Annotated in this window: 3 protein-coding genes and 2 pseudogenes; 3 read left to right on the top strand and 2 right to left on the bottom strand. The window is 36.6% G+C overall.

Translation table 11 applies throughout. The annotated features are described in order from the left end of the window. The first annotated feature begins 236 nt into the window (after window positions 1-236). From EWV66_RS12985 to EWV66_RS12965, 3 genes and pseudogenes are all read left to right on the top strand, one after another. Window positions 237-682, top strand: a pseudogene (locus tag EWV66_RS12985) (DUF29 domain-containing protein). Window positions 683-875: 193 nt separating this feature from the next. Continuing rightward, window positions 876-1,704: pseudogene (locus tag EWV66_RS24430) on the top strand (DUF2887 domain-containing protein). A gap of 7 nt (window positions 1,705-1,711) precedes the next feature. Continuing rightward, window positions 1,712-1,993 (top strand): DUF2887 domain-containing protein, encoded by a 282-nt coding sequence (locus EWV66_RS12965; RefSeq protein ID WP_287115984.1) that lies wholly within the window; start codon window positions 1,712-1,714, stop codon window positions 1,991-1,993. Between the two features lie 158 nt (window positions 1,994-2,151). On the opposite strand, the gene EWV66_RS12960 is transcribed toward EWV66_RS12965, so the two are convergent. Both EWV66_RS12960 and EWV66_RS12955 read right to left on the bottom strand, forming a co-directional pair. Then, on the bottom strand, window positions 2,152-2,391 hold the full coding sequence (locus tag EWV66_RS12960; protein ID WP_043996231.1) for a type II toxin-antitoxin system HicB family antitoxin: 240 nt from the start codon (window positions 2,389-2,391) through the stop codon (window positions 2,152-2,154). Continuing rightward, window positions 2,378-2,593 carry a type II toxin-antitoxin system HicA family toxin gene (locus EWV66_RS12955; RefSeq protein ID WP_287107490.1) on the bottom strand — a complete coding sequence of 72 codons (216 nt, stop codon included), beginning with the start codon at window positions 2,591-2,593 and terminating at the stop codon, window positions 2,378-2,380. Before EWV66_RS12955 ends, EWV66_RS12960 begins: the two co-directional genes overlap by 14 nt. Window positions 2,594-3,190 lie beyond the last annotated feature (597 nt).

Here is a 3,190-nt window from a genome sequence, read left to right as displayed (position 1 = left end):
CTTTTTGAGCAGTCGCTAATTCGGCTAAGAGTCGCCATACGTCTTCGGATGTAGTTGTCATAGCTAATTTTTTCTCTCTGATTTGGTCTATTGCTATTTTACTGAATTTTGCCGATTCACGAGGAAGATTTTTGACTAATTTACCAATGCGATGGAGTAAATTTTATGTTAATCACTAAACTTCCCTGATGTCAAGATACTCAAAACGATAAAACTGCTAATGGAGACAATCAATGATGCAAAGAATTCACGCCTTAAAACAACTCTATGAGATTGATGACTCTCAATGGCTAGGAGAAACCGTTAGCTTGCTTAGAAATCATCAATTTCAACAGCTAGACTTAGAACATTTAATCGAGGAATTAGAGGATTTGGGCAAAGAAAAGAAAAATGCGGTAGCCAGTCTTTTAGAACAGATTATCCGCCATCTATTATTACTGCAATACTGAACAAAAGAGGCAGAATATAAGACAATTCATTAGCAGGAAGAAATTTATAATTTTCGGACTCAATTAAGGCGAAAAATGACGGCTAATCTCCGCAATTCTTGAGAAGAAGAATTAAACTCTATCTACCAAGATGCGTTAGGTTTTGTCAAAATAAAACCAGTGAATACTGTGATTTTCCCTCTCAATGTCCTTACTCACTAGAAGAATTACTAGATCGCTCTTGGTTGCCATAAAAATCAGATCAAGAAAAGGATGTTATGACAGCAATTAAAGAATTAGAACAATTAGAACAAGGAAAGGTAGTTTTTTTCTGGAGAAAATTATTTTCAAATTATTTTGATAAAACTTAACAAAAATCCACCAAAAAACTATTGACTTGGAACCCTAAAAGTAGTACAGTTGGCTTCAATTGTATTTACTCAAATAATGAAAACTGATAAAATATTTTATACCTTATTTCAAGTCTTTCCCGAACTTCTCTTTCAACTGCTAGGAAAATCTCCCAATCTGGCGCAAAATTATCAATTTAAATCAGTCGAAATCAAAGAATTAGCTTTCCGACTCGATGGGGTATTTATTCCCGATGCAGACCCCCCAGATTAGCCGCTTTACTTTGTCGAAGTTCAATTTCAAAAGGATGAGGATTTTTATTGGCGATTCATCACTCAAATTTTCCTCTATCTCAAGCAGTATAAGCCTGAACGTACTTGCTGTCCCGTAATTATCTGGGGAAGGCGACGCTTAGACACCGGGTTTCCCCTCGCTTACCAGAATTTGCTAAACTTAGAGCAGATGCAACGGATATATCTCGATGAAATCGAGGGTGAGTCCCCTCCATCTCTTGGGATAAGTATCCTCCAGTTTATCGTCATCAGCACGAAAAAAGCACCAGAACAGGTTCATTATCGAGTTAATCGAGAAGATTATTATCTACAAATTTCCGCAGAAAAGTCGCCAGGAGTTAGAAGCCATGTTTAATCTCACGGAATGGAAACAAACCAAGTTTTATCAAGAAGCTAAGGAAGAGGGAAAACTTGAAGGAAAACTTGAAGGAAAACTTGAAGGAAAACTTGAAGGAAAACTTGAAGGGAAACTTGAAGGGAAACTTGAAGGAAAACTTGAAGGAAAACTTGAAGGGAAATTAGAAACAATTCCCCTTCTGGTTAGGTTGGGACTTAATGAAGAACAAATTGCGCGGGAATTAAATCTAAAAGTTGAGATTGTTCGTCAATTTATTACCAATCAGAACAATTAACCAAACCTTGGCTAATTTACTTATCGAGTTAATCGAGAAGATTATTATCTACAAATTTCCGCAGAAAAGTCGCCAGGAGTTAGAAGCCATGTTTAATCTCACGGAATGGAAACAAACCAAGTTTTATCAAGAAGCTAAGAAAGAAGGAAAAATTGAAGGTAAAATTGAAGGTAAAATGGAAACAATTCCGCTTCTGGTTAGGTTGGGACTTAATGAAGAACAAATTGCGCGGGAATTAAATCTAAAAGTTGAGATTGTTCATCAATTTATTACCAATCAGAACAATTAAAACTTTTGAGAGATTGCTTCGGGGAGGGATTACTTTTCCCCAAAAGGGAGAATCTCTCAATCTCCCCTCGCAATGACAATCTTCCTTTCGGTATCCTGTATAGTTCTGGTAGCAATAGGTGAGAGTAGGGTAAACTTCTAAGTATTCTTCTAGTTTTGTTAATTTATTTTTGTCAAAATTTCTCCCTTTTTAGTTATCTCAGGATGAGGTAAAGATTCCCCTAATTTCTGATAAAGTTGTATCAGAGATTCTAGGACTTCTTCAGCATTTTTCACAGCTTCAGCATAAGTATTACCATGAGTCCGCCATTTTTGTCCAGGAAAGTCGGGTAAGCCAACTAGATAACAATTATCTTCATCAGACCACTGAAGCACTATTCTATATTTAAGTTTTTTCATCTTCTTTTCTCCTGACCTCTTCAATAGCATTTTTGACTTCTTGTTCTTGGTAACGTTTAGCATCTGCTCCGTCTTTTCCCGATAGGGTGATTTTTCCTGTATGTAGAGGGTGTAACCAATGGTTGTGACTGCCTTTTCCCGGAAAATCAATAAATCCAGCTTTTTTGAGCATTTGTTTTAATTCTCTGATTTTTTTGGGCATCAGTCAAGATTTGCTGGATAAGGTAATTTGCTGGAGGGTGTGACAAGTCTTGTATAATTTTTATTATATAAGGATTTCGACCATTGAGCGGTTAGTGGAGAAGCAGGGGAGCGGGACCAGGGGAGAGGGGAAGCAGGGAAGCGGGGGAGTACAGGTTTTTGCTCTTCTGTTGTCTCCCTTTTCCTTGGCTCACCAGTGCTAGAAGATTTAGTCAATGCTAATTAAATTTTCAATAAGTCCCCGATTGATGTTCTTAACAGTAAATCGCTTATTTTAAGAGCGATTTAGTCTTTGTTGCCTGTGCCTTTTTTGTTGCTAAATTGTTACAAAACTAAATAAAAAAAGCCTTGACAATTGAGTTACTTTAGGTAAAAAATAAGACCAACCTAATGTTGTTAAGACTTAGGAAAAAAGACAATTTAAAAAATCAATGGCGTTAGCTAAAGCGGTTAAACGAGGATTAAAATAGCCTTATTTTTTTATGGCTCTTCGGGAATTGTTATGCAAATAATTAACTTAAAATAAAATTCGATGAGAGCGCCTACGCTCAAAAGTAGCTGAAATCCATACAGGGAAGGACTTAAGGCACAAACAGGT

It is taken from the genome of Microcystis sp. M_OC_Ca_00000000_C217Col (assembly GCF_007095585.1).
GTDB classification, from domain to species: domain Bacteria; phylum Cyanobacteriota; class Cyanobacteriia; order Cyanobacteriales; family Microcystaceae; genus Microcystis; species Microcystis panniformis.
Note: the sequence above shows the minus strand (reverse complement) of the source record. Positions and strands in the feature narration are given on the sequence as shown.

Bases quoted from the DNA above. Each gene is read 5' to 3' on its own strand.
- EWV66_RS12960 (WP_043996231.1), bottom strand. From the start codon at position 2,391: ATGAAAAAACTTAAATATAGAATAGTGCTTCAGTGGTCTGATGAAGAT.
- EWV66_RS12955 (WP_287107490.1), bottom strand. From the start codon at position 2,593: ATGCCCAAAAAAATCAGAGAATTAAAACAAATGCTCAAAAAAGCTGGA.